The 25756-nt window shown below is 38.2% G+C and carries 19 protein-coding genes; 7 read left to right on the top strand and 12 right to left on the bottom strand.

Annotated elements, in window-relative coordinates; all coding sequences use genetic code 11:
- Positions 1-280: 280 nt before the first annotated feature.
- Together AY601_RS23475 and AY601_RS23470 are read right to left on the bottom strand one after the other, a co-directional pair.
- Positions 281-1942 carry an FAD-dependent oxidoreductase gene (locus AY601_RS23475; protein WP_068405946.1) on the bottom strand — a complete coding sequence of 554 codons (1662 nt, stop codon included), beginning with the start codon at positions 1940-1942 and terminating at the stop codon, positions 281-283.
- A gap of 44 nt (positions 1943-1986) precedes the next feature.
- Positions 1987-3384 (bottom strand): sensor histidine kinase, encoded by a 1398-nt coding sequence (locus AY601_RS23470; RefSeq protein WP_068405944.1) that lies wholly within the window; start codon positions 3382-3384, stop codon positions 1987-1989.
- A 109-nt stretch (positions 3385-3493) separates the two neighbouring features.
- Between AY601_RS23470 and AY601_RS23465 the strand changes: the two genes are divergently transcribed.
- The 3 genes from AY601_RS23465 to AY601_RS23455 are packed head-to-tail and all read left to right on the top strand — an operon-like array spanning position 3494 to position 6642.
- Positions 3494-4183: an HAD-IA family hydrolase gene (locus tag AY601_RS23465; RefSeq protein ID WP_068405942.1), complete on the top strand. Its 690-nt coding sequence runs from the start codon at positions 3494-3496 to the stop codon at positions 4181-4183.
- 1 nt (position 4184) lies between these two features.
- Positions 4185-5528 (top strand): DUF5690 family protein, encoded by a 1344-nt coding sequence (locus AY601_RS23460; RefSeq protein ID WP_068405939.1) that lies wholly within the window; start codon positions 4185-4187, stop codon positions 5526-5528.
- Positions 5521-6642, top strand: a complete 1122-nt coding sequence (locus AY601_RS23455) for a TIGR03364 family FAD-dependent oxidoreductase (RefSeq protein ID WP_068405936.1) — start codon at positions 5521-5523, stop codon at positions 6640-6642. The genes AY601_RS23460 and AY601_RS23455 overlap by 8 nt, the downstream gene beginning before the upstream one ends.
- Positions 6643-6731: 89 nt before the next feature.
- Here the strand turns inward: AY601_RS23455 and AY601_RS23450 are convergent, their stop codons facing one another.
- The 4 genes from AY601_RS23450 to AY601_RS23440 form a co-directional block, all read right to left on the bottom strand.
- A complete protein-coding gene (locus AY601_RS23450; protein WP_068405932.1) occupies positions 6732-7526 on the bottom strand; it encodes a hypothetical protein in 795 nt (264 codons plus the stop codon).
- A gap of 118 nt (positions 7527-7644) precedes the next feature.
- On the bottom strand, positions 7645-7776 hold the full coding sequence (locus tag AY601_RS26400) for a GNAT family N-acetyltransferase (protein ID WP_084359428.1): 132 nt from the start codon (positions 7774-7776) through the stop codon (positions 7645-7647).
- Positions 7777-7788: 12 nt separating this feature from the next.
- Positions 7789-9024 (bottom strand): MFS transporter, encoded by a 1236-nt coding sequence (locus AY601_RS23445; protein WP_068405929.1) that lies wholly within the window; start codon positions 9022-9024, stop codon positions 7789-7791.
- 31 nt (positions 9025-9055) lie between these two features.
- Positions 9056-9730, bottom strand: a complete 675-nt coding sequence (locus AY601_RS23440) for a FadR/GntR family transcriptional regulator (protein ID WP_232324658.1) — start codon at positions 9728-9730, stop codon at positions 9056-9058.
- Between the two features lie 188 nt (positions 9731-9918).
- Between AY601_RS23440 and AY601_RS23435 the strand changes: the two genes are divergently transcribed.
- Entirely contained in the window at positions 9919-10101 is a 183-nt protein-coding gene (locus tag AY601_RS23435; protein ID WP_068405923.1) for a hypothetical protein, read from the top strand.
- A 26-nt stretch (positions 10102-10127) separates the two neighbouring features.
- Here the strand turns inward: AY601_RS23435 and AY601_RS23430 are convergent, their stop codons facing one another.
- Positions 10128-10775 (bottom strand): hypothetical protein, encoded by a 648-nt coding sequence (locus AY601_RS23430; RefSeq protein WP_068405920.1) that lies wholly within the window; start codon positions 10773-10775, stop codon positions 10128-10130.
- 53 nt (positions 10776-10828) lie between these two features.
- Positions 10829-11287: a GyrI-like domain-containing protein gene (locus AY601_RS23425; RefSeq protein WP_068405917.1), complete on the bottom strand. Its 459-nt coding sequence runs from the start codon at positions 11285-11287 to the stop codon at positions 10829-10831.
- 290 nt (positions 11288-11577) lie between these two features.
- On the opposite strand from AY601_RS23425, the gene AY601_RS23420 reads away from it, so the two are divergent.
- Positions 11578-11940: a hypothetical protein gene (locus AY601_RS23420; protein ID WP_068405913.1), complete on the top strand. Its 363-nt coding sequence runs from the start codon at positions 11578-11580 to the stop codon at positions 11938-11940.
- Between the two features lie 67 nt (positions 11941-12007).
- Here AY601_RS23420 and AY601_RS23415 read toward each other — a convergent pair whose 3' ends face one another.
- From AY601_RS23415 to AY601_RS23405, 3 genes are all read right to left on the bottom strand, one after another.
- Entirely contained in the window at positions 12008-12406 is a 399-nt protein-coding gene (locus AY601_RS23415) for a nuclease A inhibitor family protein (RefSeq protein ID WP_068405911.1), read from the bottom strand.
- A gap of 180 nt (positions 12407-12586) precedes the next feature.
- Positions 12587-14194, bottom strand: coding sequence for a PAS domain-containing protein (locus tag AY601_RS23410; RefSeq protein WP_157288077.1), 1608 nt, complete (start codon positions 14192-14194; stop codon positions 12587-12589).
- A 90-nt stretch (positions 14195-14284) separates the two neighbouring features.
- Positions 14285-20611, bottom strand: a complete 6327-nt coding sequence (locus AY601_RS23405; protein WP_198163571.1) for an MG2 domain-containing protein — start codon at positions 20609-20611, stop codon at positions 14285-14287.
- Between the two features lie 227 nt (positions 20612-20838).
- Here AY601_RS23405 and AY601_RS23400 point away from each other — a divergent pair, with 227 nt between their 5' ends.
- Together AY601_RS23400 and AY601_RS23395 are read left to right on the top strand one after the other, a co-directional pair.
- Positions 20839-21438: a hypothetical protein gene (locus AY601_RS23400; protein WP_068405903.1), complete on the top strand. Its 600-nt coding sequence runs from the start codon at positions 20839-20841 to the stop codon at positions 21436-21438.
- Between the two features lie 138 nt (positions 21439-21576).
- Positions 21577-23079: an acyl-CoA dehydrogenase gene (locus AY601_RS23395; protein ID WP_335340584.1), complete on the top strand. Its 1503-nt coding sequence runs from the start codon at positions 21577-21579 to the stop codon at positions 23077-23079.
- Between the two features lie 80 nt (positions 23080-23159).
- On the opposite strand, the gene AY601_RS23390 is transcribed toward AY601_RS23395, so the two are convergent.
- Positions 23160-25670, bottom strand: a complete 2511-nt coding sequence (locus tag AY601_RS23390; RefSeq protein WP_068405900.1) for a DUF5686 family protein — start codon at positions 25668-25670, stop codon at positions 23160-23162.
- Between the last annotated feature and the right edge of the window lie 86 nt (positions 25671-25756).

Genomic DNA, 25756 nt, shown 5'->3' with positions numbered 1-25756 from the left:
AATTATAAGATATATTTATAATTAATGCGCTGTAACAAAGATATTGCTCACATAATTCTTTAGTGTAAAGCCTTTGTTAAACAATAGAAACCGGTTTAGTTATTCGATCCTGAATTGATTTTATAAATTTTTATAGTATGTCACGCACTAAAATAAAATGGCTTTCCCTGATCAGGAAAAGCCATTTTATTTTAAACTTCAGCAGGTCGTTTAAGTTCCAGCGTATTGTTTAAATTCCGATCGTTAACTTCCGGAGCATTGTTAAACACCGGAGTATTATTTAAACTTCAGCCAAATACTTATGGACAAAGCTGATCGCCATAGAGCCTTCTCCCACAGCTGAGGCTACCCTGTTCATGGCACCAGAACGGACATCGCCTGCGGCAAAAATGCCTGCACAACTGGTTTCCAGTAAAAAAGGATCCCTTTTCAACTTCCATGTTTTAGTAAAACTCTCATAATTTCTCAATTCACGGCCAGTTTCAATGAAACCTTTTTCATCTTTCAGTATATCCAGTTTCAGCCAGTCTGTGTAGGGTTTAGCACCTATAAAAATATAAAGTGCAGCAGCTTCTTCTTCTCTGGTTTCTTTTGTTTTAACGTTAATCAGTACCAATTTCTCTAAACACTTATCTCCTTTCGCTTCAATCACTTCGGTATTCCCTAAAGTATGCACATTCGGTGTATGTCCAATCTGATCAATCAGGTAAGAGGACATAGTCGATGTCAAATCATCTTTACGGATAACAATGTTGACACTGCAGGCAAATTTTGATAAATACATTGCCGCCTGCCCAGCAGAGTTACCTCCGCCAATGATATAAACATTTTTGTCTCTGCAAGCACTGGCTTCTGTAGTGGCAGCACCATAATAAATACCAGCACCAGTCAGATCAGAAACACCTTTTACTTCCAGCTTCCGGTAATCCACGCCTGTGGTGATGATCACAGAGCGGCTGATAATCTCAGGCCCGTCTTCCAGGATAATGGTTTTATAACCATCTTTTTGTTTAATATCGCTCACCGATTGCGGAGATAAGAATCCGGCGCCTAAACGTACAGCCTGGCTGATTGCTCTCCTGGTCAGATCTGCTCCGCTCAATCCAGCCGGGAAGCCTAAATAGTTTTCTATTCTTGAACTTGTTCCTGCCTGTCCTCCGGGAGCTTTACGTTCGATCATCAGTGTTTTTAATCCTTCGGAAGCCCCATAAACTGCCGCAGCTAAACCTGCCGGGCCCGCACCAATAATCACCACATCATACATGTCATGGATTATTTCCGGGTTCTTGCCTATTTTTGCTGCAATTTCCTTAATAGATGGTTTAGTTAAAAATGTCCCATCATCCATTAAAACCATGGGCAGATCATCATTTGTTAGCTTATTGAGTGTCAATAGACTGGTCGCATCAGGATTGGTCTGGACATCCAGCCATCGATATGGGATCAAATTGCTGGCTAAGTAATCTTTGACGACATGCGATAACGGGGAGAATTGAAAACCGACCACTCTGATCCCTTTAAATTCAGGCGTATAATCACCTTGCCAGTCATCCAGCAGGTCATTGATCACAGGATAGAGTTTATCCTCTGGCGGGTCCCATGGTTTAATCAGATAATAATCAAGCTTCACCTCATTGATAGCTTTAATTGCAGCTTCAGTATCAGAATAAGCAGTCAGCAAAACACGCTTTGCTTCGGGATAAATCAGCATTGCTTTCTCCAGAAAAGCTACACCTTCCATTTCAGGCATCCGCTGGTCGCATAAAAATAAAGCAACCACATCAGCACTGTTTTTAAGATCGATCAGCATATCCAGTGCTTCCTGAGCAGACGTAGTACTTAATATTTTATATTCTTTACTGTATTTTATTTTCAGGTCACGGCTGATTGCGCGCAAAACCTGTGGGTCATCATCTATAGAAAAAATTATAGGAAGGTTCATCTTTTATACTAATTTAAAATTCGTTTAAACAGCTTATCAAGCCATTAGTTTTCCAGCGGAAAACATACCGTAAATTCCGTTCGGCCCGGTACAGATTTAACCTTAACATTACCATTGTGCTGATGAATGATTCTTTGAACCACTTCCAGCCCCATTCCTGTGCCTTTACCCATGGGTTTAGTTGTGAAAAAAGGATCAAATATACTTGTGAGAACATCGGCAGGGATGCCTGGGCCATCATCAATAATAAAGACATTGACAAATTCTCTGTCCTGCTCTGTTTTCAGGATTAAAGTACCTTTCTGGTTTGGTTCCATAGCATCAATTGCATTGTCAATCAGGTTTGTCCAGACCTGGTTTAATTCACCAATTATCCCTTTGACCTGCGGAAGCGTTTCATCATACTCTTCCAACACTGTAATATTCCCTTTCTTGATTTTGTGACCTAACATGGTCAGTGTATTGCGGATACCAATATGGATATCTGCGTATTCTTTATCCATTCCCCTGTCCATATGGGTGAATGTTTTAACTGAATTAACCAGATCAGCTATTCTTTTAGAAGATTCCTGAATATCTTCGACCATCCGCTCTGTAACCAGCAGATTACTGATCCAGTTAAAAACCGGAGAAAGATGTTCCGCAACAGGTGCTGCACAGGCTTCCAGGTCGGCTATATTGAAGTTAAAATCAACAAAACTTTCTGCAATGGCATAACCGTTCTCTACGTTTTTTGCTTCAAACCAGTCTGCAATTTCATCTTCCAGTTTTACACGCTGTTTTAAAGTTAAAAGAGGTTTCTCTTTCACACCTAGTATGCCAAATAATACCTCGTTTAATTTATCGATCTTGTCTTCGGCAATAGTAATGGCCGCCACTTTCTTAAAAACTTCCGGGCCCATTCTTAAGTGTTCCTTCAGTGAAATAGAGTCACGTACAATCGCTGAAGCAGGGTTGTTCAGCTCATGTGCAAGACCTGCACTCAATTTGCCGAGTGCCATCATCTTTTCATTTTGCTGCTGCATCGCCGTAAATTCTCTTACCCGGTTGCTCATCACATGAACAAGTGCTTGTGTGAGCTCAAAGTGATCCTTAATCATTTCCTGAATGCTGTCTGTCCGGAAACTTAAGAGTTGCACCTCACCAATTGCCTGTGCATATCCTCCTGAAATCTTTCCTCTGGAATAAGGCAGATAACCTGAAATATCTCCTTTAGTGAACATTACAAATTCACGTTTGGAGCCATTCTGGAACATATGGAGGCTCAATTTACCTGCAACTAACACATGGGGACCTTGAATCGGATCACCAGGCTGGGTCAGATAATCGCCATCGCTGAGCAATTGATTCTCACTGTTAGCTATAAACCATTGTAACTGATCATCAGGAACATTACTAAAAAAATCGAGTGACTTAAGCCATAAAACTGTTACGATATGCATGGTCTAAATTTAACTAAATTTATGAATCAATTGTTTACCAAAGCTTAACATTGAGGTTATTTGCTATTAATAAACAAAGTTTAGTATTGCTAAACAAAAGATAGCAGCTATGAGCCTCATTAAACTAGCAATATTTGATATAGCCGGTACTACAATTAAGGATAATCATGAAGTGAGCAAGGCCCTTCAGGTGGCTTTAGTAAAACATGGATATGCTGTTGATTTAGCACAGATTAATCCTTTGATGGGTTATGAAAAAAATCTGCCCATCGGGCAGCTTCTGCAAATGCAGGGCTTAGCAGCTGAAACGATCAGTACACAGTTAATCAATGCTATCCATGCTGATTTTGTTCAGCAAATGCTAAATTTTTATACTTCAGGTCCAGTAATTGAGCCTCTTCCCCAGGTAGAGGAAACCCTTAAAGCTTTGAGGGAGCAAGGAGTCAAAGTTGGAATCAATACTGGCTTTTCAAAAGATATTGCCGACGCGATTATTAACCGGTTAAAGTGGAGAGAAAAAGGGATTATTGATTACCTGATCGGATCTGACGAGGTTGAATTGGGCAGACCGCATCCATTCATGATTCAACAATTAATGCAGCAGGCAGGAATTACAGATCCGTTGCAAGTGCTTAAAGCAGGAGATACCGAAGTGGATATTCATGAAGGGCAAAATGCAGGTTGCAGATATGTAGTTGGTATTACTACGGGAATTTTCACCCGCGAAGAGTTAGCGTCTTATCATCCTACTCACCTGATCGATGATATTGCAGAAGTGCTCACCATTATCAACGGATAGTATGAAATTAATCGATCGCCTGCGGGCTAAAGTCGCCACATTACCTTATGCTGTAATCTCGATAATGGCTGCTTTAGCTGCATTTGGGACTTATACGGCCATGTATTCCTTTCGTAAGGCATTTGCAGCAGGTACTTTTACAGATCATCAGTATCTGCATCTTGATTATAAGGTATGGCTTGTAATTGCACAGGTTATGGGCTATATGTTAAGTAAGTTTTATGGTATCCGCTTTATCTCAGAAATCAAAGGAAATAACCGGGGTAAAAGTATCCTGATTCTGATTGGAATTTCATGGCTTGCTTTGTTAGCGTTCGCACTCGTACCTGCACCCTGGAATATTGCCTTCTTATTTATTAATGGTTTTCCATTAGGGATGATCTGGGGCTTGGTATTTGGCTATCTGGAGGGTAGAAAATCTACCGAATTCATGGCCGCGGTGATGTCTATCAGTTTAATCTTTGCTTCAGGTTTTGTAAAAACTATCGGCCGTACGTTATTGACAGATTTCCATATCAATGAATACAATATGCCTTTCCTTACAGGTGCAATATTTGTGATCCCACTTTTACTCTTTGTATTTTTTCTGGAACTGATGCCTCCTCCTACTGCAGAAGATAAAAAGTTAAGGGTAGAGCGTACACCGATGAATGCTAAAGAGCGAAAGGCTTTCCTGATCCGCTTTTTACCCGGAATCGTTTTGACGCTGATTATTTATGTATTGTTAACAATTATGCGGGATGTCAGGGACAATTTTGAAGTAGAGATCTGGGCAGATCTGGGGGTAAAGAGTAATAATATTTATACGCATATAGATTTGTTCATTTCTGTTGTTGTTTTAATCGCGATGAGCTTGCTGATCCTGGTTAAGAAAAACATCAAGGCTTTCAGTATTATCCATTTATTTATTATCGCAGGATGTTTGCTGGTCGGAATGTCTACTTATCTTTTTGACCATCGGATGATCAGTCCGATTGCCTGGATGACCATTGCGGGTCTGGGTCTTTACCTTGCGTATGTTCCTTACAATGCCATATTTTTTGAAAGGATGATTGCTTCTTTCAATTACCGTAGTAATGCTGGCTTTATTATGTATGTAGCTGATGCTGCTGGTTATTTAGCGAGCGTGAGTATTTTATTAGTCAAAGAACTTGGCAAACCAAACATTAGCTGGGGTAACTTTTTTAAAGAAGGTGTAATGCTTGTAGCTATTGTGGGGGGAATTAGTGGAGTACTGTCTCTTGTTTACTTTTTACAGACCGCACAGAAGAATAGAAATAAAGAAAAAAAAGCTGAGGAACAGAAAAGAAGCGAACAGCTCTTAATAGCGTATCATTATGAATAAAGCAATAGTAATCGGTGCGGGTATTGTAGGTTTAGCTACGGCCCGTGCGCTAGCCATCAGAGGCTATCAAGTCACAGTTATTGAGCGGAATGAACGTGCTGTCGGTGCATCCATCCGCAATTTCGGTATGGTATGGCCTATTGGGCAGGCTACAGGCTCAATGTTTGAAAGAGCAATGTTATCGCGCAGTATCTGGAAAGAGGTCTGTACAGAAGCCAAAATATGGCATAATGAAGTGGGCTCTTTGCATATTGCTTATCATGAAGATGAGCTACAGGTGATGCAGGAGTATGCGGAGATTAACCGTCAGCATCGGGATTGTAGTTTATTAACTCCGGAACAGGCTTTGGCGAAATCACCTGCAATCAACGTGAATGGGTTAAAGGGTGCTTTGTGGAGCGCAGAAGAAATGATTATCGAATCCAGAGTGGCGGTTGGACAGGTCGCGGCCTACCTTGCTGAAAAGTATGGGGTAATTTTTCATTGGAATACAGCGATCAGCCGGATTGAACATCCTAAAGTGAGTTCAGGAAATCAGAGTTGGGAAGCAGATGAAATCTTTGTTTGCAGCGGGGCAGATTTTGAGACACTTTATCCTGAATTATTTGCAGCTACGGAAATTACTAAATGTAAGTTACAGATGATGCGTTTGGTAACGCAGCCGGATGAGTGGCGTATTGGCCCTTCTCTTTGTGGCGGTTTGTCTATGATTCATTATCCGGGTTTTCAGGCTGCAGCTTCTTTACCGGCTTTAAGAAAAAGATATGAAGAGCAGTACGCAACCCACTTAAACTGGGGTATCCATGTAATGGTTTCACAAAATGGAAGCGGTGAGCTGACTATCGGGGATTCACATGAATATGGTTTGGTCCACGATCCTTTTGACAAGGAATTTATCAATACCATGATCCTTGATTATCTCCATACTTTTGCCGATTTCAAAGATTGGAAAATGCTGCAGTCGTGGCATGGTATCTATCCTAAAATGACGAATGGGGCTACTGAATTAATTACAGAAGCAGCGCCTGGAGTTACTGTGATCAATGGTTTAGGTGGTAATGGAATGACTTTATCTTTTGGATTGTGTGAGCAGTATATTGCATCCAGAAGTTAACCAGGATATATTTTAAATGAAAAAAGGACAGCTATTTTGCAATGTGCCTAACTTTTTGGGCACTGCATAATAGCTATCCTTTTTTATTGTTATTTGAATTCTTTCATATCTACGATCCTGTTGTCGTCATGATATTTCAGGAAAGTATTTCCACTTTTATTTTTCGTAAAAGCATAGTTGGTTGTGATCCACTTGTTAAAAGCGGCTTCATCTCCTTTAGGGCTGCCAGCTACAATAGGCTCACTCACCACTTCATCAGTCCGGTAATTAACCTGGTACAGGAAGTCTTTAACAGCAAAAATAATCGTCTGCTTGTCTGGTGACATTAACAGCACCTTTCCTTGAATTCTTTCTTCAGGATTTTGTCTTTTAACCAGGTAAACTTTAGCAGTTACGTTAGTAATGAAAAAATCGTTGTTAACCAGGTATCCGGTTGCACCGATTTTCTTCACGCCTTCGCTGAACTTCAAATCCTCTTTCCCTTTAGACGGGCGGTATAAACTGATTACTTCTAATGCTCCATTTTTCACTGCAATCAGAAATGGGCGCGGAACAAGTCCTGAGCTATCTGCGATTTGAACAAGCAGTGCTGTTTTCTGTTTATTGATGAATTGTGCAGAAGCAAATTTAGTTGGGCCTTTACTTTGATCGGCCGCGTCAGCTTGAATATGAACTGTACTGTCTCTGAATTTCGCTCCAAAGGTCTCTCCTTTTTCTTCATTGTTGCTTAAAACAGAAATGGAATCTGAGGCATTCGTTGGAAAATCATTAAAGACCTCATTGTTAGTTAAGGTTCTTGGTGTATAATTCTTTACTTTTTGATCCTGCTGGGTACATCCGGCAGAAAGAATTATTAAAGCAATGGCAACTAGAGATAATTTCATAATAATTTAAGGTCAGGAAAAATCTTTTTTTTGGCAAATATGAGCTAAATCGTTTATAAATAATAATTTAAATCTCATTCCGCATGTGAATAAAGAGTTTTGTAAACCCTGCTTTCTCCTAAGCTTGAATTGCAATCGTATTATCTGAATAGACTTCCAGCCTCAATTCTGTGATGCCTTGTGCTTTAGACCAGGCGGTCAATTCTTTTAAAATTGCTTTATTTACGCCTTTTCCGAGCTGTTCTGGTATTACATATTTTGTTTAGCTAACTGCCTTTTTCTTTTGCTCAATATCAGGCAAAAAGCCGGTAATTATACCAATCAGCGGTAAGAAAGCACAGACCTTAAACACATATTCAATACTGGTCTGATCGGCCAGTTTGCCTAATACAGCTGAACCTACCCCGCCCATACCAAAAGCGAAACCGAAGAACAAGCCTGCAATCATCCCTACTTTTCCTGGAATCAGTTCTGTTGCGTAAACCAGGATTGCGGAGAATGCCGAAGAGATAATTACACCGATTATTACTGCCAGTACTCCTGTTAAAAACAATCCGGTATAAGGAAGTAATAGTGTAAATGGTGCAACTCCTAAAATAGAAATCCAGATAATGTATTTCCTGCCAAAGCGATCACCCAATGGTCCTCCAATCATCGTTCCTGCAGCAACAGCCGCTAAGAAAGCGAATAAGTAAAGTTGTGATTCCTGAACCGAAACATGAAACTTGTCTATCAGATAAAATGTAAAATAACTGGTCATACTAGCCATGTAGAAGTACTTGGAAAAGATCAGTACCAATAGGATAACAATAGATCCAATCACTCTTCCTTTTGATAAAGTATGTTTAGGTTCATCTGAAGCCTGAACCTTTCCCTGAACTTTAAGATCAAGATGCCCTTTATACCATTTACCGATCTGAAATAGAATGAGAATGCCTAAAACCGCAGCAATTCCAAACCAGATCAGATAAAATTGTCCGTAAGGAATAACAATCAGTGCAGCCAGCAAGGGGCCAATCGCACTTCCTGCATTCCCTCCCAGCTGAAAGATGGACTGTGCCAATCCTTTTTTGCCGCCAGAGGCCAAATGGGCAACTCTTGAGGCTTCAGGGTGAAAAATTGAAGAGCCTATACCGATAAAACCTACGGATATCAGGATCGCTGCAAAACTCGCTGCTATGGCTACAAAGATCAAACCGATCAGCGTGAATCCCATACCTATTGCTAAAGAATAAGGCTTTGGTTTTTTATCAGAATAATGACCTACAAAGGGTTGTAAGAGTGAGGCTGTGAGCTGATAAGTTAGTGTGATTAAGCCAATCTGAGAAAATGATAAGTTAAACTCAGTTTTGAAAAGCGGATAAACAGACGGAATAACTGCCTGCAGCATATCATTTAAGAAGTGGGTAAAGCTTATCGTAAAGAGAATTGGATAAATCGTTTTTTGAATAATGTCTTTTTTTGTAGTGGGATCTAGTGTTGCTGTAGTGGTTTCCATAAATTATACCGTTTCATCTGTGATGAAATTATTATTGAGAAATATGTCCTATGATTTTTGCTGAATTATTCCATGCTTTTTTTGCATCGCCGGCTTCAATACTTTTAACGAGCTGTTTATGCTGCTGACTGGTTTCTTTAAATGGCCTGGTGTCCTTGTAAACTTCCAGAAACCAGTTTCTCATATGGATAGCCACAGATTTGTAAAGGTCAATCAGGATTTCATTTCCAGAAGCTTCTGCAATGGAAATGTGAAACTGAATATCAGCATCGATACATTCTTCCAGCAAATCGTTCTTCGCTGCCTTATCACGCTTTTTTAACCATTCGTATATTTTTACCAGGTCAGCTTTTGTTCTGTTTAATGCTGCTTTTTCAGCAACTTTCATTTCCAGCAAATGCCTTACTTCATTCAAGTCTTCGAAATCAGCACGTTTTAAACGCTGAGACAGGGGTTCTTTAATCGCTGTAGAGTTTTCTACGAAAGTGCCTACCCCTTGTTGTACTCTCAATAGTCCACTGTTGGACAGAATTTTAATCGCCTCTCTGATCGTAGAACGGCCAACCCCAAAGGACGACATCAGTTCCGGTTCTATAGGTAGTTTTTGGTTTACTTTATAAGTACCAAAGGCGATTTGCTGTTGTATCTTCTCAGCTACTTCGTCAGCAAGGGATTTACGGGAAATCAGTGTGGTTGTATTCATCATATCATCTGATGATTCAAATGTATTGATTTTCTTTAGGATGCCAAAATTATTCTATCCTATCTTTAAGTAAAAAATTTAAGTTACTTTCAATTCGGCTGTAATCTATTCATTCTTACAATCGGTTTCAACAATCAATAGCATTAAAACAATCAATTATAACGATTGAAAGATATTACTGACATTTGGATATGAAAGTATCATTATTAAGTTTGCTGTTTCTTAGTCTGTTCATTTATAGTTGTCAGCGTCAGGAAAAACAGCAAACAAGCAGCGCTAAAAAAGAGCATATTGCTTCTCAGGAAATAAAAAAAACAGGAGCCGATTCTGTTTCTAAAACTACTAAAGTTGATTACCTGAATGAAATTCCTTAAATAGATTTCAAATTAAAAGGGTGAATTTATGATTTTCTCCGATTAAGAATCTGCTCGATAACTTCACCCTGGCCAGGATCTAAAGAAGGCATCAGAGACGGAAGATCTGTTAGTGAATAGAGACGCAGCCGTCTATTTTTAATGATGTGCTCAGCAGAATATACGAGTTTCATATAATCCTGGCATCCTGCAATGTTATCAGGTAAAGGTTTAGTCTTTTCATCCGGAGAAAGATCTTCAAAATAGTATCCTGATTTATTCAGATCAGGGTACCTGACCAATAACTCTTCTGTTAAGGATATATTTGCTTTTTGAGGAAAATCCATTGTCAGTATTCCGGTAATAACTACTTGCTGTATGTTATTTTTTATATTTTCATATTGTTCAGCAGTCATTACAAGACTATTGGAATTGTTAGGAACGGCTAATTGTCTGACACTTGCAAGCTTCACATACTCACCATCTATTCTGATCACCCTAAAGATGGAGTAATATATTTGTTTGGATTGAATCTCAGTCCGTTTTGAAAAAATAAAACTTCCTGTTTGTAATTGATGATCGGGACTCGTCATAGCTTCATTCCATAAACGCTGATTATACTTTTTCTTTAAATAGAGAAATACGCTAACAGCCGCAATCATACTCACTGTAGTTACTATGGTTTCGAGTTTCATCAATATTGTTTTCAGGACAAAAACAAATGTATCTTATTTAAGAAGGAAATTCTTTATTTAACCGCCACAAATATATCTACCGCTGCATTTTCAGGATTTAAAGACCGTTCATCGTATAATTCAAAGTCGGCGGTAAAAGTTCTTGCTAAATCTGAATTCCAAATCTTAATCCATTCGTTATAAACTGCGCCCTGCATCAAATTTCCTTTGGCTGTAATTTTTTGATAAGAAGCCCCTTCAATTGTTTTACTCACCAGCTGATCAGGTATCTCAGCCGTGTTTTCAACTTTGCATCCTAAAATAGTGGTATAAGGTTTAGTATGATCTTTTTCATAATCTGTATAAATACAGTAAAGTGAATTGTCAGTTTTATTTGGGATCCGTTCAAGAATACCTGCTGACATAAACTTCTCCCAAAGGGCAGGAATGTCTTTAGCTGCTTGTCCATTTTCATTAGTCGTACGGACTGAAATACCAATTACCTGGAAAGAGTCGATTTTTATAATATTCATCTTTTTATTTTGTTAAGCAGCAAAAATAGAAGTGCTCGTGACAACCCTATGTCAGCAGATGGCTTAATTTTTGTTTGCTGTGTTTATATAATTTAAGAATTATCGAAAATGTATTAAAGAATGGCATTTTATTAAGAAAGAATTTCTGTTTTTAACAACATTTTTTTCTTTCCCAGTTTTAATTGCAAAAACGAAATTGAAAGATTTTCATCAGACTGCTAAAGTCTCTTGCACAAATAGAATTGCAGGTGTAAATCATTGTAAACAAGCTAAATTAACAAAAACAACATATGGAAAATAACTTCAACGTAACAAAAACAGAAGATGGAAAAACGGTAGCTATTGTAAGTTACATCACACTTATTGGCTGGCTTATCGCTTATTTCGGCATGCACAAAGACAAAAGAACAGAACTGGGTAGCTTTCATTTAAGACAAACGCTATTACTTTATATTGTAGGTATTATACTACAAGTTTTACAGCGTATCATTCTTAGTATAGCTCCTTCAGGATTTATAGTTACCATATTCACTATTTTGTCTATCGTCTTATTTATTTTATGGATTATTGGCCTGATTGGTGCTATTCAGGGAACCAAAAGAGAAATCCCTCTGCTTGGTCAAAGAGCACAATCAATGTTTCCAAATATCTAAGATGGAGCGTAAATAAAAAATGCGTGCAGAATATTCTGCACGCATTTTTTATTTATAAGAGATTTTTCTAAGTTTCAATCGCATAAGTGGCTATTGTAATACAGGTACCATCCGAAAGATAAGCTGTAATGATGATAGGTACATTTACTCCTCCTTCTATGCGTGTAATCAGTATATCCGAGAAATTATCTTTCAGGTAAGTATGAAGTTCAGTAAATTTCTGCGCATTCCCCACCATTACCTGATCACCAGGATCAGCAGTATTTACTATTTTTTCAAAGAAAGCTTCCGGATCGATTCTTGTCAGGGTGCCAGGGTTTTCGCTGTTAAGCTGAACAAGCTTTTCATTTAACTGATCCTTCGGAACCTGTCCAAAGTTTTCAATAGTCAGCGGGGCTTCAGATTCACTAAAATAAAACAGACCCTGCGTTTTTTCAGCTAATTCAGTTAAAATTTGGTTTTCCATTTTGGTGAAATTATAGCAGCATAACGTTTTATTATCAATTTATAATATATAAAAAATAAAGATTAACATTAATTTCATACTATTAAATTAATTGATAGGGTCCCTTTGGCAATAGGGTATACCACACAATCATGACCTCATGTTAAATTAGTGATTTTTCTGATCTGGAGCCCTGATCAATTAAAATCCGTGATCTTTCCCCATCAGCTCATTTACTTTTGCTGAGGTTTGATGAATAATTTCGTCCATTTCCGTGACACAGTTATTGATCCTTTTATAGTATTCTTCCTTCTCTTCCGGGCTGGTTGCAACATTAGCAAGTGCTGACAAGCCTAATATAGAGGCCACAGGTTTTCTGATCTCATGAGAATTGATCCATGCAATCTCTTTCAATGTATGGTTCTGTTCACTAATTTCTACTTCACGCTTTTTCCGCTCAGTAATTTCGGTGACAATATCGATATATCCTGAGGGCTGTCCATCTGAATCAACTATGGAAGTACTATTCACTTCTACCCAATAAGGCTCCCCGCTTTTTGAATAGTTTACAATTTCAATATTAAAAAAGTCATGCGCTTTGAGTGAAGCTACAATAGCATCGCTTGTTACCCTACTCGTTTCAGGGCCATACAATATCTCCCCTGGTGTCTTCCCTTTCAGCTCATTCAAAGAATAGCCAGTAAGCTGTTCAAATGAAGGATTAACCCAACTTATCTTTCCTCCGATATCTTTAATGACTACCCCACTTTTAACTTTACTAACTACGTCTGCCAGCTGCTTGTTCTCTTCGTCTTTACGCCTTAATTCATCGACGTCTTTTACAGCTCCGATTATCCGCCGGGGGGCACCATTGTCATCTGTCACCAAATAAGCCTGGTCAAAAACATATTTATAACTTCCATCAGCACAGCGTAGCCGATAAGAAGCTTCCCAGCGTTTTTTAGCCTGTTTAACAAAGACATTTAAACTGTCCAGAACTCTTTTACTATCTGATGGATGCATTTTACCTATCCACCAATCCGGTTTGAAAAAACCTTGTTTATGGTCATAACCAAATAGCTGTTTTAAGCCTGAATTCCAGGTTACCTGACTGGTGGCCAAATCCCAGTCCCAGATCGCATCATGTGTAGCTTTGTTAACTAATTCGTGTCTTTCCAGCGCGTTATTTAATAACAATTCCCGGTTAAACGTTTCTGTAATATCTTTAAGTACCCCACTGATTTTATAAGGCTTTCCGTCCTGGTAAATCACTTTTCCTGCTTCACGTACATAACGCCATTCGCCGTCAATTTTTAAACGGTGCACATAATCCATCTCCCCTGTAAGTTTTGTTTTTTCATGTGCTGCCAGGAATCCATCTAAATCATCCGGATGTATTTGTTCCAGAAAAAATGAAACAGTCGTGATTGCCGCATCGGGCGCTAAGTCAAATAACGCATATAAATTATCAGACCAGATCACTTCATCTGTTTGCAGCAAGTACTCCCAACTGGCAATTTTAGCCATTTTCTGAGCATAATACCACTGCTGCTGCTCTTTCCTGCTATTTTCAAGTTCACGCTGTACATAAGCTAATTCGCGCTTTTTACTTCTATTGTAGAGATTGACAAGGTAATGCAGCAAGACCGCACTAAATGCGATAAAGAAAAACCCCTTCAGACTGTTGATCAGCGCCCGATCTTTAACTGGCATACCGTCCACTAAAAAAGCAGTTAGCTGGTCACTTAACAACACCCAGATAGAGCCTATAATCACGTACAGTAGTACGATGTAATTCTTGTTCTTCAAATAAATTGAGCTTATAAAATCATAGAGCCTGTTTGAAATTCAAACAGGCTCCTAAAAATAACTATAAATATCGATTTAAATCCAGAATTCCTAAGGTTTTACGGTGACTCTGATCCCTTCAGAATGGGTTGTAAATTCTGGCGCATACATGCATTGTAAAGCGGTAATTCCATTGGAGAAATTCCCTGCATGGGTTACTCTTAAAGCATACTCAAATACGTATACCCCTTTCCGTAAATAACTGATAAAGAAATTTGTGGAAGCATCTTTAGTACTTTCATAATAACCTAATCCATCCTGATACTTATAATTGGAAATTACATTGACAGGCTCAAAACCTGCAGCTCTCATATCTTTCAGCTGCACATATTCCATATCACGGTCAGTGTAAATTTCTATCCTGACCTTTAACAAATCTCCCGCTGCCAGTGTATTGGATGAGGTTATTGGTGTCAGTACATCTCCTTTGGCGGTCTGTTTTTGTATAAACAATTGCTTCTTGATTTTGACTCCTGTTGCGGATGAAGTGATTTTATCCAGCTGCTCAAAGTACTGCCAGTACACTCCGCCCCAGGCTATTGTTTTATTGTTGTTTTTAATTTTAACAGTTGCCATTTCAGGTTTGACTTGTGCACCAGCTATACTTACTTTCTGATAACCCGTTCCTGCTTCTTTAGGAGTACCGGCAATACCAATCTCAGTAAATGTTTGATTACCGATTAAAATTTCTGGTTCAGCTGATTCTGCCAGCAGGTCGTAACCTTTTAGCAGTAATGCATAACAGGCAGCTGCTGTAGCTTTAGTTGTCTTCCAATCGTTGGTTTGTTTATTCTTTAAAAGCCAGATTTTCATTTCTTCGACTGATTTTGTATCTGCAGCAACTTCATCAAAGGCTTCAATCAGCAGCGCTTGTGTTTCTACTGGATTTTGATACCACCACCATCCATTGCGGTTGCTGGCCCAATACATCCCCATTTCATCACTTTGCTGTGCTCTTTCTTTTAACAGGTTAATGATTTTTACTGCTTCTGCTTTGTTCCCGTTTCTATTTAAAACCAATGCAGCCTGCCCCTGCTGATAAGGTTCCATTGTTTTCCAGTTATCAGCTACTTTTTTCAGGTAGTAAGCAACAGCTTTCTTAAAACCAGGATCATTATTTTTTTGAGTGGTATAACTGCGGCCGTATAAATAATGTAATGGCAAATAAGCAATACCTTTTTCGGAAATTTCTCTTTTAAAATCATTCTGCAGCTGATGGTCCAGATAGATAATTGCTTTATTTAAGAGTTGATCAGCTCCTGGAGCTATTTTTTCATTGATCAGTTTCAAATGTTTAAGTTGTCCCATTCCCAACACAATATGCTGGGTAATATAGCGGTCATCGCTCATTCCGGTAAACCAGGCAAAAGAACCATTTGGCTTTTGCATCTTTTCCAGCTTCTGAAAGTTGTTCTTTAATTCATAACTCATCCTGTTCAGGTCAAATAAAACAGCCAGGCGTTTTTTCTGTTCAGCGTCTGAAGCGGCAGCTCTTATCCATGGCGTTTCTTCTAACAGAATTGACTTCAGTTCAGGATTTTTCTCTAAGTTGGAGAGCAAAGCCTCTCCATTACCAGTTTGCTGCCATTGGATAAATACTTGTTTTATTTTTGGAGAACTATTGATGATCCCTGTTGCAAAACTATTCGCATAGAAACGACTAAAGGTTTGTTCTGCGCATTCGTATGGATATTCCATTAAATAAGGCAGGGATTGTATAGCATACCAAATCGGATTTGCCGTAAATTCAAAGGTTAATGCCTGGTTCTTTAATGTTTTGGATGTACCAGATTTCAAGAGCTTATCCAGCGTAAATGTCTTTGTTGTATTTCCACGGACGTTCAGTGGCATAGTTTCAGTAACCAGCATTGAATTTGGTAAAACCGGAACAGTCATCTCTTCTCCATCACTATATTTACCAGATTGCGCAACAACTTTATAGGTAATGGCACTGATGCTTGATGGAATGATTAATGGCCATTTTAAGACCTCATTACCTTTATTGGCCACCTCAAATTTCTGTATTCGCTTTCCTTCTGAGGAAAGAAGCTGAATTAGTTTTCCGCTTAAAGCATCTCTTAATTCTAAGGAAGCTTCTCCTTTAAGAAGTTTTCCCGACAGATTATTCAGTTTGGCACTGAGCAAAATGGTATCGCCTTCCCGGAAGAAACGTGGTGCATTAACTGCAATAGCCAATTGTTTTTGTGTAATTAACTCCTTAACAATGGTAGCGGTTTTCAAGTCTTTGGTATGGGCAAACCCCATCATTTTATAACGGGTCAAGGATTGAGGAATAGTAAATTCAATATTAATTTCACCAGCTTCGTTGGTTTTCAACTGCGGATAAAAGAAGGCTGTTTCGTTGAAATTAGTTCTAGGGACTACTTTTGATACTGCGTTTATCAGTTCATTTTTTGTATCAGATTTAGCAGTAGCATCATAAGTTTTGCTATCTTCCATTACGATTTGCATACCGGCAACCTGGCCATTAATTGCTCCTGAAGAACCCCTTAACATAATTGCCGGATTTGACATCTTAGCTCTTTTTTCCATTGGAGCTGCCAACGCAAATTCATTTAAACTATTTTCAGCATTTTCCAGCGTAATGTCTGCTCTTCTGGCATGGGTTAACCTGATTTTAGAAAGCTTATAGCCTATCGCAGTAATACTTAACTGATCACCTGGCTTTGCTTTAATCGCATAAATACCATTGGCATCAGCAGTACTTTTGATTTTACCATACATCACGATAGCTCCTGGTATTACATAACCCTGTTTATCGGTAATAATTCCGTAAACCAGGTTACCATTTTGTAGTGCTGCCAGTTTTTTAATACCTATTTCTGTACTTCCTTTTCTGGCTTCACTGGCCAGTCTTTGCAAATAATCCTGATAAGGATATGGAGTTCCAAGATCCATCTTAAATCCAGTTATGCTCAGCTGCTCGTAGTCACGCTGGCTGCCCTGGTAATAATTTTGGTAAGTTCTTAAAAACCAAAGTTGACCTCCATTATTTATGCTGTTGTTATCAAATTTCCATTCGTAAGCTGTATAATAATAAGATGGAGGATTGATAGTTTGCCAATCCATCTTTTTCAATTCATCTAATGAAGCATCATATAAAGTAGCCACCATTTCTGCCATTTGTTTCTCACCCTTTTGATTACTGATTTTCAACTTCCAGTTTTCCTTTTCTCCGGGTTGCAATTTATTCCGGAAGGTTATGAAGTTAATGTCAAGCGCTTTGGCTGCATCAATAATATTTACTTGTTTCAAAGAATTGTAAACCACCCCATTTTGAATCATGGTAAACTGAATTGCAAAGGCATTTTCAAACCCTCGCCCAGGAGGGATTTTAATGATATTTTGTTTTGGAGAGACCTTAACCCATACTTTTTCCGCGATGCTGTCTTTGTAATAGACTTCGTAATAGGCTTTAGCATCTGGCAACATTCCCGCAATTCTGAATACGGCACTCTCTGAAGGTGTTATAGTAGTTTTTTCTGCAACCAACCATTCCCTGGTACTTTGTATAGCCGTAGCCTCTTTGTGATAAACACGAACAATTTTAGTTACAGAAACAGTATCATTGCTGTTATTTCTGGCCGTCAGTTTGACTTTATAATAGCCAGGAACCAGACTTTTTTCAGATATTTTCAGTTCACCTTTTCCATTGTCCACTGTTATATTCTGGATGAAACTGTTTTTAAGGGGTGACCAGTTCGCAGGATTACCATCTCCTTTGTATTCTTCTGCCGGGAATGCCCTCAGGAATTCTTCTTTGCCCAATGTATAGTTTTCAGCTATAACAGCAAATTCATTACTGCTAACCAATCTCCCTGGATATTGCAATGCAGTCCATTCTGCATTTAGTTTTGAAGCAACGGGCTCTCCATTCAGATTTTGTATGCCAACAGACAGCGTATCAGCTGCCGATTTTAAAAACAATTCGTCAGGAATATTTACATTCAGTAACAGATCTGTATGACCTGCAGTAATACTCTTGGTTGCTGTCCGGGTTTCTCCATTCAAATCTGTAATATCAGCAGTAATTTGAAAGGTATAGTTTTCATTTGCAAGTACATTTGCTGCTGCAAGGAATGTAATGTCAAAAGCGCCTCCTTCTTTAGTTTCTGTCGTTCCGATGGCAATTTGTGTAAGGGATTCGCGCTGATAAGGACGACCATAACTATAATTTGAAATTTTGCTTCTGGATACTTTATAACTCACCTTAGCACCTGTGACTGAATAACCAGAAAAAGACAATGCCTTTCCTTGTATTTTAATACTATCATTTAATTTGTATTTCTGATTTGACTGCTCAAAAACGATTTCAAAAGTGGGCCTTTTATATTCTTCTACCTGGATCCCGATACTCCCATACATCGTTGTTAGTTGCATCATTCCATTTAACTTACCGGCAGGAATAATGAATGACCCCTGAAAAGTTCCGTAGTCATTGGTTTTCACAGTGATTGTTTCTATGTCTTTGTAATTAGCATCTTTAAAAGTCAAAAATAAATTCAGACCAGGAACAATGCTGTTTTTATAGTTTTTGTCTTCTAGCAGTAGTCCTTTATAATACACTGTTTGTCCAGGGCGATAAATACCTCTGTCGGTAAATAAGATTACCTGTTTCCTGTCTTCCTTTATATTATTTCCATAGCTATTTACAGGTATATAAAGAGTATCGGTACCTTTAACAATCATAGCACGTCTTACGTTTAGTGTCTCCTGAGAGTTTAATACTGCATAACCTGAATCATTTGTTTTAAACAGCGGACTTTTTTCATTTATGTTTTGATTCTCCTTAAAATCTGACAAGACCTCCTGGATAAGCACTCCTTTTAAAGGTTCCCCGGTAAGGCTGCTGGCAATAAAGTATTCTTTTTTATCATGGATGTGCCTTTGGGTAACTGCCATTCCAGTGACTCTGAAATTGCTATATTGTGAAACGTTGTCAACTTGATTTGTATTCCTGGCGATTATAATATAATTCCCATTCGGGAGCGCATCCATCTTTCCAATGATGGTATGCTCCTGGTAGTCATTTGATACAGGTAAAATCTCAGTCCATACTTTTACCGGCCGATGTGTTTTAATGAACTTATTATATTTTTCTTTTTCACCGAAGGCTGAATAATAGTCATTATAGGCTGCTGGTACTTTATAAACTTGTAATTGTAGCGTATCTATATTTTTATAGGTAAAGAAAAGCTGCGATGGCTGACCAGGCTTACTGAATCCCTTTATTTGAAGAGTTAATATTTTACTACTGATCTCTTTAATCAGGTTCTCCGCATTCCTGGCACCATTACTTTTTGGAAATGCTTTGATCGCTTTTTTAGCCAGTTCTATTGCCTTTATTAAATCTGGTTTATTTTCATTGGATTGTCCTTTTTTATAAAATAATGCTTGTTCATATACTATATCAGCATAGATTTCATTACCGGCAGATTGTGCAGCCAATAAAGTTATTGCTTTAAGATAAGTTTCTTCTTTATTTACCGCAGTGCTTTTCTCATAGATAAATTTCAATCTTTGCAGATCCGCGTCAGCCAATGCTGCTTCATTAAGATTCAAAGCGTGAAATTGAAGCAGATTTTGAAGGATATTTATCTTAATCATTGCAAATGACGTACTATCATTTGTCTTCATTTTCAAGGATACAAATGCTTTATAATCTCCCAATAATCTCGGATCATTAAAATCTACCCCATCATCGTCCGTTTTTGTAAGCTCTGTCTCTGAATTCATCAGGATACTCAATGCCCGGTGCGCCAGCAAATCGTATAAAGTTGGCCGCAGATATCTCGTGGAAGTATCGCCAAGTAATAAATTATTTAAAAGACCAATCTTAGTTTTTTGGAGCAACTCTTGCTCAGCTACTGAGGCCACAAGATTTTTTACAGTTTCAGCTGTGATCTTCTGAATAGACCAGGTATTGATATTTTTACTGCTGTCTTGCTGTACAGTTGTACGCCTGAAAATCTTATACCTGTTTTGCTGATAAAAATTCCAGTAGGTTTCTGCAAGCAAAGATTGCAGCACACTTTTTTCAGGCTGTTTTGCTTCACTGACATCTTCCCTTAAATCATTCAGCACCTTCGTAAAAGCATCTTCTTCCAGATAGCCCTGAAACATGATCCGGTACATCACAGATTTAATTAACAAAGCAGCATTACGCTGTGCCCTGGCTTGTTTATTTAGATTGTTAATAATTACCAGCGCTTCTTTAGGCTTTTGCTGATTAACCAGGGAGTCAACTTTCGCAAAATCTTTATTACTTATCTTCAGCTGCTGCTGCTGAGCAAAGCTTTTTACCGGGATCAATAATAGAACGGTAAAGTAAAATGTAAGACGTAAAGCAATTTTCATAGGTAGTAATTTTAAAGGAGGATGGCTTTTTTGCCTAAATTCCATAACTGAATGGTAAACTACTACAAATGTCTAAATATTAAGGCACAATTAATTTGATTTCATATAAGATACATTCCCGTAGCCCTGAGCCGCCGGCTAATAATAACTAAAGGCCTGATTCTTGATAGCCTGATTAACATTGGGCATCAGGCCGATGTCTGAGCTGATTAAAAGACATTGAACATATGAAGCAATTGATCATCATTTTATCATCCGCAATATTGCTGGTTTCCTGTAATGGTAAACACAATGAAGGTAAAAAGCTTACAGGCTCAATAGATAGCAATGTAAAGGATGCTATCCATCAAAATACTCCTGTTGCAGGAAAAGCCATTCAGAAAGCTTCTTCTGAAGCTGATAAAGCGAGGGAATGGCTGATTATGGGCATAGAAAACTCTTTAAATAAAGCGCACGGTAATCTGGAAAATCCCAATGAAGACGCTGAAGAAGATGTAAAAACTATTTATACAACTCAGTACAATGCTTATAAAATTGATGCAATCAATGTAGATTTAGATGATGGGATGACTGAAGATGAATTTGTAGAGAAGTGGAAAGGGAAATATAACCCAAAATTAGCAGGAGTTGGATATGGGTTTTTAGTTCCTGAACAAGATTATGGCCTGATTAAAGTGACACATTGTGAGCTGAAAAACAAAACTCCTGATGGCTTTGTTTTTAATGTATTGATTGAAGATACAAGTAATCACACAAAATATAACAGAGATATTAAGGTTGTTAATGCTGCAAAATCATTCCTTATTGATGATGTATTGGAGTACTAGCTACATATTTATCTATAAATTGAAGGATATTCAGGTAATAACAGATTATCTGGAACTATTCTAAATTACTTTGGTATATTTGTGATGTATCTTGCAATGAGATATTATATTAAAATATTACAGTAATTTACGACCCTAATGATGATAGAATTAAAAACAGAGTTTTCAGAATATATTAAGGATTTCGAAGAGAAATTAAAGCTCTTATTCAGGGGGAAAGAAAATATTAATCAATTTAATTTAGCAGCGAAACTTCCTCCTTTAGTCATGAAGGAAATTCTTGCTGAGCAACCTTTGGCTACGGCTATTCCGGAAGAGTATGGAGGCCGGGGAGCCGAAGTAAAAGAATGTCTGAGTGTGCTGGCAGCAGCTTCTTATGAATCTTTACCGCTTTCGCTTACTTTTGGAATTAACATTGCCCTTTTTCTTGAACCCCTTGCAAAATATGCAGATGAGTCTGTAAAGAAAGAGGTTTTTGATCGTTTTCTTTACGAGCAGAATATGGGTGGGCTGATGATCACGGAGCCTGATTACGGAAGTGATGCACTCAACATGAAAACGCGGAATAGCGAATTGACAAATGGGTATAGCATTAAAGGGACTAAACACTGGCAGGGCCTTACCGGACTGGCCGACTATTGGCTGATTGCTTCCAGAGCAGAACTTGCTGATGGAGGACTTAGCCGTGATATAGATTTCTTTCTATGCGATAATACAAAAGAAAAACAACACATAGTCGTAGAAGAATATTTCGATACTATGGGACTTCATATGATCCCTTATGGACGCAATATTTTAAACATCGAAGTACCTAAAACGTTTAAATTAAACCCGGAATCTACTGGCATTAAAATGATGCTGGATATTCTTCACCGCAGCAGAATGCAATTCCCAGGGATGGGAATGGGCTTTATCAAGCGGATGATGGATGAAGCACTTCTGCAATGTAAAAACAGGATGGTTGGGGCAACAAACTTGTTAGCTATGGATCAGATCCAGTTCCAGCTTTCAAAAATACAATCTGCTTATACCATCTGTTCAGCTATGTGTGTAAGAAGTAGCAAGATTAGTGGTATCGAACATAACCTGGCTTCAGAAGGGCTGGAAGCAAATAGTATGAAAGCTGTAGTTACTGATTTGATGCAGGAATCTGCCCAGATCTTAACACAGGTTTCAGGTGCCAAAGGGTATCAGACCTCACATGTTGGTGGCCGTGGAATTATGGATAGCAGGCCTTTTCAGATTTTCGAGGGTTCCAATGAAATGCTTTATGCTCAAATTTCCGAAATCATTGTACGTCAGATGAAGAAGCAGAAAGAATCAAATTTATTTGATTTCCTGGCTACGCTGAAACAGACTGCTGAAGCTTGTCATTACTTCAAACAGGAACTAAGTTTCACCTTGAATAGTACACTTTCACAACGGAAATTATTTGATTTGGGAAAAGTGATTGGAAGGATTGTTTCTTTAGGTTACGTACTGGATCTGGAACTTAAAGGGTTCAGAAAAGATTTGATTGATAATTGTATTATGAACGTGAAACAGGAAGTACGCACTTTAATCTGTTCTTTTAATTTTGATAACAGTTCACAGGTAATAGAGGATTATAAGTCAGAAAGTTCCTGGTTTAACTTCGCTTAACGAAGACAAATTTATGCTCATTTACTAACAAAAAAGCCGGTATGTAAACATACCGGCTTTTTTGTTAGTAAAGTTTTGTGCTAAAAATCGACTTTAATCTTAGCCCTTATCCCCCATTTGGATATTCTTGGATGATCGAGATAAGTAAACCTTCTGACCAGATCAATTCTCAGTATTTTGAAAATATTAGATAGCCCCACACTTCCCTCCACATAAGGTGTAGAACCTAATGCCGGAGATACTTCGTTGCCATGTCTGTCTCTTGGAAACTGATATAATCCAGAACCTTCGCGCGGATCATTTTTACTGGACAGAGAACCACTTAATACTTTTAAAGTCAGAATCTCTCTTAATTGAAGTCGCTTCACTAATGGTATTTTATTCAGGATAAATCCGTTGAAATTATGTTCCAGATTAATACTCGCATATCTGTCACTCATAAATTCCATAAAATTCATCAGGTTATAAGATGGTAGTTCGTAGGCATAACTTTGATTTGCACGATGTATAGTTAATAATGGAAATGGAACCTTTCCAAATACTTTTCCTGCTTCCAGGATAATATCTGAATAGCCGAACTGAGAAAAATAAGCCCTTTTAAATACGTTAAAGGTTAGGTTCTGATAATTATAGTCTCCATTCAGGAATCCCTTCATACCAACAGAACCACGTAAAGTAAAAATAGGATATGCATTCCGGATTGGTCTTCTGAAGCGTTTCCCCTGATAAAACTGCTCATGAGGTGCCCATCTGACTTCGGCCGTAATCTCAGAGGTCGTAATATCCGGGACCTCCAGATGGCCGGAATTAGTCAATGCAATAAATCGAAGCCCACCTGTGGGATCTAAGACCTGGTTTTTGTAAGCTACTTTAAATGAAAAATGATTTTCAGTTTCATGCAAATATTCCAACAGCCATTTTCTATTGTATAACCATTTATCATTTACCCCTCTTTTAAATGATAACAGGAAGTTATCATCTTCAAGGAAGTTGAGATCCTGCCCTGGTATCTGAGTTTCATAACTGTGTCTTAAGGTCAATGATTTTACAGGGAATTCATAAATTGAACCTGGAGAAAGTGAGAGTATTGTCCCTAATGAATATTTCCATTTCTGGTCACGGCTACCATAAGCGATGTGTCCGTCAAAGAAAATTCTTTTGCTGAATAAATCTGTCGTCCGTCCGCCAACTTTAAGCCTCAGGCCTTCTACAGGATTAAAACTATAAAAAGAGTTGAAAGGGCCTACTTCTACTTTACCCTGACCAACATAACCGGAAAGTAAGAAGGAAGCTAGTCCCATAGCCCGCTTAAATGGTTTTGAGTTTTTCAGGCTATCAATATTCTTATAGGCCATTTCCTCAATTTGAGTGAGCTTTTCTGGCCTCAATTCTGCCATTTGCACTGGCTGACCTTCCAGAATTTTAGATTTTAAGGGAAGATTTAATGCCGTTGGACTACTTACAAAATCATTGATAAATAAAGTCCTTTCCCCGAAAATACTGGCGCCTTCTTTAAAAAGCCCAAGATCCATTGCCATTATACTTTTACCCAGGTAGTAATGCCCAGTTTTATCCTGGTGGTATTGAAGAGATATATTCATCTCCTTTACCCAGTTAATGTTTATTTTGGAGTTGACAGAAAGCGTAGCCTTTTGTACTGCATATTTACCATCAAGTGCTATATACAGATAACCCAGAAAAAGCACGTCTTCCTTATTACGTGGTGCGATCATCACTTTAAGCTGCATTGGAGATACATCTTTTAAAGTATCTATAATAAAGTACTTATAAAACTGAGGGGCAAGATCAGCAATCGGACTCATAAAACTCTGATTTCCTATGCCAATATCATTTTGATAGATATCCACCCGCTGATAAATCTTATCAAGATATTCATTGATACCATCTTCGTCAATAAATTGATCTATACGGGATTGATTCTCTGCAATAACCGCAGTTTCCTGTTTAAAAGGGTTCTGATAAACCAGGTTATGGCTCATTTTTTCCTTCATAAAAATAGGGGTAAGCAATTTTCCCGGACGGGTCAGCGAGTCTGAATTATTCTTTAAAAATGATAACCGCTTAAGCAATTTTGAAGTCTTTGCTTTTTCAGTAGTCATACTTAATGAAATATTCATTTTTTCATATTCCTGGTAGGAAAGGTAATTTTGAAGGTTTGCTGCATTGGAGTTCTTATGTTCGATCACTTTTCTAATCAATTCAACTGCAGGATTCCCTTTATTCTTATATCTCGGTTGATGAGCGACAGAGATGCTTACCTCAGACAAGTCCTCAGACTGCGGTTCTAATTCAATATTCATAGAATGGCTATGTCCTGCAGGCATTTCCAGTTTCACTCTTCGGTAACCTATCCCATAAAAATGAATCGCTTTAATTTTTTCCTTCGAAATGATGGTATAAAATCCTTTGGCGTCACTTGAGGTTTTAAGCTTAGAATTTTCGAAACTTATAGTTACTCCGGACAATGGCTGTCCTGTTGATTTGTCTGTGATCAGACCTTTCACTTGTACCGTCTGGGCCTCCGCCTCAAAGAAAGAGAAAAGAAAGAATATTGAAATAAGAAACTTCATAAAGCCTATAGGCTATAATTGACTGGGATAATACAATAATTCAAATTACAAACTGCCCATTACCCAAATCACAGGCAGTTTGCAGG

Origin of the sequence: Pedobacter cryoconitis (genome assembly GCF_001590605.1) — a bacterium.
In the GTDB taxonomy this organism is placed as follows: Bacteria; Bacteroidota; Bacteroidia; order Sphingobacteriales; family Sphingobacteriaceae; genus Pedobacter; species Pedobacter cryoconitis_A.
The sequence above is the reverse complement of the archived record's forward strand: the minus strand, read 5'-3'. Positions and strand labels throughout refer to the sequence as shown.

Bases quoted from the DNA above. Each gene is read 5' to 3' on its own strand.
- AY601_RS23475 (WP_068405946.1), bottom strand. From the start codon at position 1,942: ATGAACCTTCCTATAATTTTTTCTATAGATGATGACCCACAGGTTTTG.
- AY601_RS23470 (WP_068405944.1), bottom strand. From the start codon at position 3,384: ATGCATATCGTAACAGTTTTATGGCTTAAGTCACTCGATTTTTTTAGT.
- AY601_RS23465 (WP_068405942.1), top strand. From the start codon at position 3,494: ATGAGCCTCATTAAACTAGCAATATTTGATATAGCCGGTACTACAATT.
- AY601_RS23460 (WP_068405939.1), top strand. From the start codon at position 4,185: ATGAAATTAATCGATCGCCTGCGGGCTAAAGTCGCCACATTACCTTAT.
- AY601_RS23455 (WP_068405936.1), top strand. From the start codon at position 5,521: ATGAATAAAGCAATAGTAATCGGTGCGGGTATTGTAGGTTTAGCTACG.
- AY601_RS23450 (WP_068405932.1), bottom strand. From the start codon at position 7,526: ATGAAATTATCTCTAGTTGCCATTGCTTTAATAATTCTTTCTGCCGGA.
- AY601_RS23445 (WP_068405929.1), bottom strand. From the start codon at position 9,024: ATGGAAACCACTACAGCAACACTAGATCCCACTACAAAAAAAGACATT.
- AY601_RS23440 (WP_232324658.1), bottom strand. From the start codon at position 9,730: ATGATGAATACAACCACACTGATTTCCCGTAAATCCCTTGCTGACGAA.
- AY601_RS23435 (WP_068405923.1), top strand. From the start codon at position 9,919: ATGAAAGTATCATTATTAAGTTTGCTGTTTCTTAGTCTGTTCATTTAT.
- AY601_RS23430 (WP_068405920.1), bottom strand. From the start codon at position 10,775: ATGAAACTCGAAACCATAGTAACTACAGTGAGTATGATTGCGGCTGTT.
- AY601_RS23425 (WP_068405917.1), bottom strand. From the start codon at position 11,287: ATGAATATTATAAAAATCGACTCTTTCCAGGTAATTGGTATTTCAGTC.
- AY601_RS23420 (WP_068405913.1), top strand. From the start codon at position 11,578: ATGGAAAATAACTTCAACGTAACAAAAACAGAAGATGGAAAAACGGTA.
- AY601_RS23415 (WP_068405911.1), bottom strand. From the start codon at position 12,406: ATGGAAAACCAAATTTTAACTGAATTAGCTGAAAAAACGCAGGGTCTG.
- AY601_RS23405 (WP_198163571.1), bottom strand. From the start codon at position 20,611: ATGAAAATTGCTTTACGTCTTACATTTTACTTTACCGTTCTATTATTG.
- AY601_RS23400 (WP_068405903.1), top strand. From the start codon at position 20,839: ATGAAGCAATTGATCATCATTTTATCATCCGCAATATTGCTGGTTTCC.
- AY601_RS23395 (WP_335340584.1), top strand. From the start codon at position 21,577: ATGATGATAGAATTAAAAACAGAGTTTTCAGAATATATTAAGGATTTC.
- AY601_RS23390 (WP_068405900.1), bottom strand. From the start codon at position 25,670: ATGAAGTTTCTTATTTCAATATTCTTTCTTTTCTCTTTCTTTGAGGCG.